This window comes from Variovorax sp. RCC_210 (genome assembly GCF_041355175.1).
In the GTDB taxonomy this organism is placed as follows: Bacteria; Pseudomonadota; Gammaproteobacteria; order Burkholderiales; family Burkholderiaceae_C; genus Variovorax.
The window spans coordinates 185,974-192,822 of the sequence record NZ_JBFUPJ010000017.1; the positions used below are offsets into that span (position 1 = coordinate 185,974).

The 6,849-nt window shown below is 68.5% G+C and carries 7 protein-coding genes; 5 read left to right on the forward strand and 2 right to left on the reverse strand.

What is annotated here, in order from left to right; genetic code table 11:
• The first annotated feature begins 5 nt into the window (after positions 1–5).
• From era to nagZ, 5 genes are read left to right on the forward strand one after another with little or no spacing between them, the layout of a single operon-like run.
• Positions 6–971 (forward strand): GTPase Era, encoded by a 966-nt coding sequence (gene era, locus AB6807_RS33790; RefSeq protein WP_371087973.1) that lies wholly within the window; start codon positions 6–8, stop codon positions 969–971.
• Position 972: 1 nt separating this feature from the next.
• Positions 973–1,746: a DNA repair protein RecO gene (gene recO, locus AB6807_RS33795; protein ID WP_371087974.1), complete on the forward strand. Its 774-nt coding sequence runs from the start codon at positions 973–975 to the stop codon at positions 1,744–1,746.
• Positions 1,743–2,516, forward strand: coding sequence for a pyridoxine 5'-phosphate synthase (locus AB6807_RS33800; protein ID WP_371087975.1), 774 nt, complete (start codon positions 1,743–1,745; stop codon positions 2,514–2,516). The genes recO and AB6807_RS33800 overlap by 4 nt, the downstream gene beginning before the upstream one ends.
• A gap of 13 nt (positions 2,517–2,529) precedes the next feature.
• Complete coding sequence (gene acpS, locus AB6807_RS33805) at positions 2,530–2,922, forward strand: holo-ACP synthase (RefSeq protein WP_371087976.1); 393 nt, start codon at positions 2,530–2,532, stop codon at positions 2,920–2,922.
• On the forward strand, positions 2,919–4,019 hold the full coding sequence (gene nagZ / locus AB6807_RS33810; protein WP_371087977.1) for a beta-N-acetylhexosaminidase: 1,101 nt from the start codon (positions 2,919–2,921) through the stop codon (positions 4,017–4,019). Before acpS ends, nagZ begins: the two co-directional genes overlap by 4 nt.
• A gap of 9 nt (positions 4,020–4,028) precedes the next feature.
• Here nagZ and AB6807_RS33815 read toward each other — a convergent pair whose 3' ends face one another.
• The gene (locus AB6807_RS33815) at positions 4,029–6,008 is read right to left on the reverse strand and encodes a glycosyltransferase (RefSeq protein ID WP_371087978.1); all 1,980 of its coding nucleotides are present in this window, start codon (positions 6,006–6,008) and stop codon (positions 4,029–4,031) included.
• A gap of 56 nt (positions 6,009–6,064) precedes the next feature.
• Positions 6,065–6,691 (reverse strand): hypothetical protein, encoded by a 627-nt coding sequence (locus AB6807_RS33820; RefSeq protein ID WP_371087979.1) that lies wholly within the window; start codon positions 6,689–6,691, stop codon positions 6,065–6,067.
• Between the last annotated feature and the right edge of the window lie 158 nt (positions 6,692–6,849).

Below are 6,849 nucleotides of genomic sequence, written 5' to 3' on the forward strand. Positions count from 1 at the left end.
TCAGAATGAACGATGCTATCAATCCCGTAGCGGGACCCGAAGACACCGCAGGCGATGCGCCTGCCACCGGGCCGCAGCACTGCGGCCTTATCGCCATCGTCGGCAAGCCCAATGTGGGCAAGTCGACGCTGCTGAACGCGCTGGTCGGCCAGAAGATCAGCATCACCTCGCGCAAGGCGCAGACCACGCGCCACCGCATCACCGGCATGCGCACGCTGGGGGCCACGCAGTATGTGTTCGTCGACACGCCGGGTTTCCAGACCCTGCATGCCAACGCGCTGAACAAGTCGCTCAACAAGACCGTGCAGGGCGCGGTCGGCGACGTGGACCTGATTCTTTTCGTGGTCGAGGCCGGCAGCTTCACGCCCGCCGACGAGCGCGTGCTCAAGCTGCTGGGCAAGGGCATTCCGACGGTGCTCCTGGCCAACAAGCTCGACAACGTGCACCGCCGTGGCGACATCGCGCCCTGGCTGCAGACCATGCAGGCCAAGCACGCCTTCGCCGAGTTCGTGCCGATGTCGGCCAAGAACGCCAAGGACGTCGAGCGCCTGTTCGGCATCTGCGAAAAATACCTGCCCGAGCAACCCTGGTTCTACGCCGAGGACGAGCTCACCGACCGCAGCGAGAAGTTCCTGGCCGGCGAGCTGGTGCGCGAGAAGCTGTTCCGCCTGACCGGCGACGAACTGCCCTACACCTCGACCGTGATCATCGACAAGTTCGAGGAAGAGCCGCCGCAGAAAAAGGGCCAGAAGCGCCTGCTGCGCATTGCCGCCACCATCGTGGTCGAGCGCGACGGCCACAAGGCCATGGTGATCGGCGACAAGGGCGAGCGCATCAAGCGCATCGGCATGGAGACCCGCGTCGAGCTCGAGAAGCTGGCCGACGCCAAGGTGTTCCTCGAACTGTGGGTGAAGGTGCGCTCCGGCTGGGCGGACGACGAGGCCCGCGTGCGCTCCTTCGGCTACGAATGAAGTGGCCGCTGCCCACCGCGTTTCGCACGAACCGGCCTATGTGCTCCATCGCTACGACTGGAGCGAGTCGAGCCTGATCCTCGAGGTCTTCACCCGGCACCACGGGCGCATCGCGCTGGTGGCCAAGGGGGCGAAGCGGCCGAGTTCCAACTTCCGCCCGGTGCTGCTGCCGCTGCAGCCGCTGCAGCTCAACTACGGCGGCGACGCCGAGATCCGCACGCTCAAGGGCGCCGAATGGATGGGCGGGCACGTCATGCCGACCGGCGAGGCGCTGCTGTCGGGCTACTACGTCAATGAACTGCTGTTGCGCCTGCTGGCGCGCGACGATGCGCACGAGGCGCTGTTCGACGCCTACGCGGGCGTGGTGCAGGTGCTGGCGAGCGAGCACGCCGGCGCCCAGGCCGCCACGCAGGCGGCGGCGCTGCGGGCGTTCGAGCTGATCCTGCTGCGAGAGGTGGGCCTGCTGCCTTCGCTCGAAGTGCAGACCCTCACGCTGGAGCCGCTGGACGACGACGTGCGCTACAGCCTCGTGCCCGAGGCCGGCCTGCGCCAGGCCGCCGCTGGCGAGGCCGCGCTGGCCGGTATCGACTGGCGGGCGCTGCAACAGGTGCTGGACGATCGCGCGCCTTTTTCCGCCACGCTGCGCGAAATTGCCGTCATGAACACCGGCAGCAACAGCGCCCTGCGCAACCAGCTGCGCGCCTTGCTCAACTACCATTGCGGCGTGTCCACGCTGCGCACGCGGCAAATGATGAGAGATCTGCAAGCACTATGAGCACTTCAGGCCACGCCCCCACGTCCACCGCCACCGCGCTGTCCGTCAACCTCAACAAGGTCGCGCTGGTGCGCAACACGCGCCACCTGGGCATTCCGAGCGTGGTGAAGGCCGCGCAGGCCTGCCTGGCCGCCGGCGCCCAGGGCATCACCGTGCACCCCCGGCCCGACGCGCGCCACATCCGCGCGCACGACGTGAGCGACCTGTCCGAACTGCTCGCCAACGACTGGCCGGCCGTCGAGTTCAACATCGAAGGCAACCCCTTCCAGAACCTGATGGACTTCGTGCGCGCGCTCAAGCCGCACCAGGCCACCTTCGTGCCCGACAGCGAAACCCAGTCGACCAGCGACCACGGCTGGACCTTTCCCGACGACGCCGAGCGCCTGCGCCCGCTGATCGCCGAGGCCCGCGCGCTGGGCGTGCGCGTCAGCCTGTTCATGGACCCGATTCCCGAGATGATGGCCGCGGTGAAGGCCGTGGGCGCCGACCGCGTCGAGCTCTACACCGAGGGTTATGCCGCCTCGCGCGGCACGCCTGAAGAACAAGCCGTGCTCGCGCGCTATGCCGACACCGCGCGCGCCGCGCTGGCCGCGGGCCTGGGCGTGAACGCCGGGCACGACCTGAGCCGCGACAACCTCACGGCGTTCCTGCGCGCCGTGCCCGGCGTGCAGGAGGTGTCCATCGGGCACGCCTTCGTGGCCGATGCGCTCGAGCTCGGCTACGCCGCCGCCACGCGCGACTACCTGCGTTGCATCAGCGAGGCGCAGTGAACGTCGCCGCCGCATGATCTACGGCATTGGCACCGACATCTGCGACCTGCGTCGCATTGCCGCGACCTTCGAGCGACAGGGCGAACGCTTTGCCCACAAGGTGCTCAGCGACGCCGAATTCGCGGTCTGGCAGGCGCGCAGCGCGCGCTGGCCCAAGCGCGGCCTGAGCTACCTGGCGACCCGTTTTTCCGCCAAGGAGGCTTTCAGCAAGGCCGTCGGCATGGGCATGCGCATGCCCATGAGCTGGCGGCTGTGCGAAATCGCCAACCTGCGCAGCGGCAAGCCCGTCATCGTGCTGCATGGCGAGCTGAAGGAATGGTTCGAGGCGCAGGGCCTCACTGCCCATGTGACCGTGACCGACGAAACCGAATACGCCGCGAGCTTCGTGGTGGTGGAGAAGCTATGACCCCCGGGCTCGAACGCCCCCGCGCCGTGCACGCGCCGCTGATCGTCGACGTGGCCGGCACCGCGCTCACCGACGCCGACCGCCGGCGCCTGGCGAACCCGCTGGTGGGCGGTGTGATTCATTTCGCCCGCAACTGGCAAGACCGCGCGCAGATGGCCGCGCTCAATGCCGCGATCAAGTCGATCCGGCCCGACCTGCTGATTTGCGTCGACCACGAGGGTGGCCGGGTGCAGCGCTTTCGCAACGACGGCTTCACCCACCTGCCGTCGATGCGCGCGCTGGGCGAGCTGTGGATGCGCGACGCCCTGCGCGCCACCCAGGCCGCGACGGCCGTCGGCCAGGTGCTGGCCGGCGAGCTGCGCGCGTGCGGCGTCGACTTCAGCTTCGCGCCCGTGCTCGACCTCGACTACGGCGGCAGCAGCGTCATCGGCAGCCGCAGCTTCCACCGCGATCCGCGCGTGGTGGCGCTGCTGGCCAAGAGCGTCATGCACGGCATGCTGCAGATGGGCATGCGCAACTGCGGCAAGCACTTTCCGGGGCACGGCTTTGTCACGGCCGACTCGCACGTCGAGATTCCGGTCGACCAGCGCGCGCTCAAGGACATCCTGAGCGACGACGCGCAGCCCTACGACTGGCTCGCGGGCACGCTCAGCGCCGTGATGCCCGCGCACGTGATCTACCCGAAGGTCGACAAGCGGCCCGCGGGCTTTTCGTCGAAGTGGCTCAGGGCAGTGCTGCGGCAGCGGCTGGGTTTCGAGGGCGCGATCTTCAGCGACGACCTCAGCATGGAGGCGGGTCGCTACATCGACGGACAGTTGCTCAGCTACGCCGATGCCGCGCTGGCGGCCATCGACGCGGGCTGCGACCTGGCCATGCTGTGCAACCAGAGCGTCGGCGACGGCGCGCCGCTCGACAGCCTGCTGGACGGCTTCGGCGCGGCACGCGACACGGGCCGCTGGGTGGGCGATGCCGCCAGCGAGGCGCGCCGCCGGGCGTTGCTGCCGCCATCGGCAGCGCCGTCGTGGACCGAGCTCATGGGTTCGGCGCCTTACCAGGGTGCGCGGCGCCTCCTGTCGCGCGGTGACCTGACGGCCTAAGCGCCTGCGCTAACCGGCGTCGCCCTGGAGCGGGGCTGGCGATGCAAGCGATGAAGCCGGCGCATCCTGCGCGTGCCTGAACACCCGCACCGGCAACTCGTTGGACGCCGGCGCCAGGAACTGGGCGACCTCGGGGACCATGAACTGGCGTTCCAGCCAGTCCCTGTCCGCCAGCCCCGCGTCGAAAAAGATCCGCAGCAGGCGCAACGCCTCGTGGCGAAGCGCGCGCGTCAAGGTCTCGTGCTCGACCCATTGCTGCTCCGGCGGCGCGGCCGGCTTGAAGCAGGCGTGCGCCAGGGCGTGCAGCAGGTCTTGTGCGAAATTCAGCGTCGGTGGCCAGTACAGCGCATAGAGCTGCGCGATCTGGTGCAAGGCTTCGCCCGTCGATTTCGGCAACAGGCAGGCCAGCACCAGCGCACGCGCCCGGGCGGCGAGTGCCGCTGAAGCATCGGCATCCAGGGTCGACGGCAGCGTCGCCGGCCTGTGCAGCAGCTGCGGCAGTACCGCGAAACGCGCCCCCGCGGCGGCGCTCTTGCACAGCATGTGAAGGTCGTCGTGCACCGGGAATTCCGGGTCGTGGCGCACGCCGCTGCGCGCCAGGAAGCTGCGGCGCACCATGCACGCCGACAGCTGCAGCGGGCGGGGCCCGAGAAATTCCACGAGGATGTCCTGGTGCCGCTCGGCGAACTCGAACGCGCCGTCTGGCGTGTCGCACCAGCACCCGACGATGTCGATGGTCGCGCACGCCTGCAGCAGGGCCGCCTGGCGCTGCAGGCGCTCGGGCGAGGGGATGTCTCCGGCGTCGGAGAACACGATGCCGTCGCCCTGTGCCTGCGCCAATGCGAGGTTGCGGGCGGTGGCGCGGTCGCAAGCGACCGGCAGCGAGATCAGTTGCGTATCGACGATGCCCGCTTCAGCGAGCAGGGCGGGCAGGCAGTCCGCTTCCGCCGGGGCCACCAGCACCACGTGCAGCGACACCCCTTGCTGCGCCGACCAGGCCCGCAAGCTCTGCGACAGCGCATCGCGCGCATCGGGTGCATCCAGAGAGTCCCCAACGGTCAGGCACACCGTCACGCGCGGCATGGCCGTGGCCCCGAAGCGGTCGGGCTGCTGCGCGCGCCAGTCCAGGAAACGGTCGATGGCCGGCCCCACCAGCGGCGGTGCGAACGCGTGGCTGAACACGTCCAGCGCGTCGCGCTCGAGCGCCTCGCGCCGGGGCGGGTCGGCCAGCAGCTGTTCGATGGTTTCAATGAGCCGCTCGTACGGCGCGCCGACCACCGCATCGCGCACCGGCGCCTCGACCTCGCTGTCGGGGTACAGCTCGCAGACCACCGCCTTGCGATGGCGCAGCAGGATCGACAGGCGCGGCACTTCGACCACGCGCGACGCCTCCCAGTTGTGCAGGTTCAGCACGATCTTGGCGCGGCGCAGGAAGCCGTTGCGCTCGTCCAGCGTCCAGGCGCGCCCGCGATTGACTTCGACGCGCCATCCGCGCGCCATCAGCCCTTCGAGGATGTCGATGCGCCGCCGCGTCAGCGAACCGAAGAAGACCACGTCGATGTCCTGCTGCGCGTCGGGCAGCACGTCGGCCAGCGGCAGGATCTCGGCCGCGCCGGGCTCCCAGCCGAGCGCGACGTAGTCGGCGTTCCGGTAGCCCAGCTGGCGGTGCCGCTGGAAGTTCGACTTGCTGTACTCCCAGAGATAGCAGCGCTTCAGCACATCGAGGTAGCGCTCGTTCCATGCATGGGTGCCGTGCACCATCGGTTCGAAATTGACGACGATGCAATCGGGGTGGTGCTGCTCGATGTGCTCCCACGGCACATCCCAGAAGAAGAACAGGATGTTGATTTCCCCCGGCACGATGTAGCAGGGCGTGAAACGCGTCGGGTAGCCCAGGCTCTGCGCCGCCAGCCTGAAGGCCTCCACGATGTCGCCGCAGGTCTCGTGCGAAGACAGCGAGGTGAAGTTGAGCCGGGGCAGGGTGGACATGGGGGCTCACGTCTCCGGGTTTCTGGTCTCGGGCCCTGCTGCTTGCTTCCTGCGCCTCAGTACCGGCCCAGCACGTTCACCTGGTGATAGTGCTCCTTCAACGCCGCGTGAAGCGCCAGCGCCTGCGCACGGGTCGGTTCGTCGGCCTCCGGGCCAACGCCGAAGAAGTACAGGTCGTGGCTGCTGCGGTCTTCGAAGAAGCCCCACACAGAGAACCAGGCGTCGTGCTGCAGCAGGGCTGTGAAGTCGGCGGCGGCCAGGTTGCGGTAGTGGTTCTGGTGCTGGCCGACCGTCAAGGGTGAATCGGAGGGATTGAACTCCACCGTGCCGTGCTGGCGCCGCCCCGGGGTGGCGCAGGTCATGACGACGAGGCCGTCGTCCTTCACCAGGCGCAGGGTGTTGAGCCAGGTCTTCTTCCACTGCGGGTTGTGTTCCATGGCCTCGCAGGAGATCACCACGTCCGTGCCGTTCGCGGCGCCGCCGTAGTTCTCGCCATGGCAGACCAGGTCGACGTCGGGGCCTTCGCCCACGTCCATGCCCAGGTAGCTGCAGCCTTCGAAGAGTTCGCGCACCGAGCCGTTGAGGTTGAGGCTGCCGATTTCGACGACCGAGCGGTCCCTGAAGTAGGACGGCAGGAACTGCTTCACACCGGCGACGAAGAATCGTTGTTGAGGATGTGACATGGCGGTACCCCGTGGCGTTGAAAGAGCGGGGGGCGCTTGGCCGGCGGAGTGAACGCCGACCGGCGTCCGAGGCGGACTAGCTGTGAAGCGTCAAGAGGTTGTTTCTTGACGATTTGATTCTGGACATAGGCGCGATGCCGCCGATGCCGCTGTGCGGG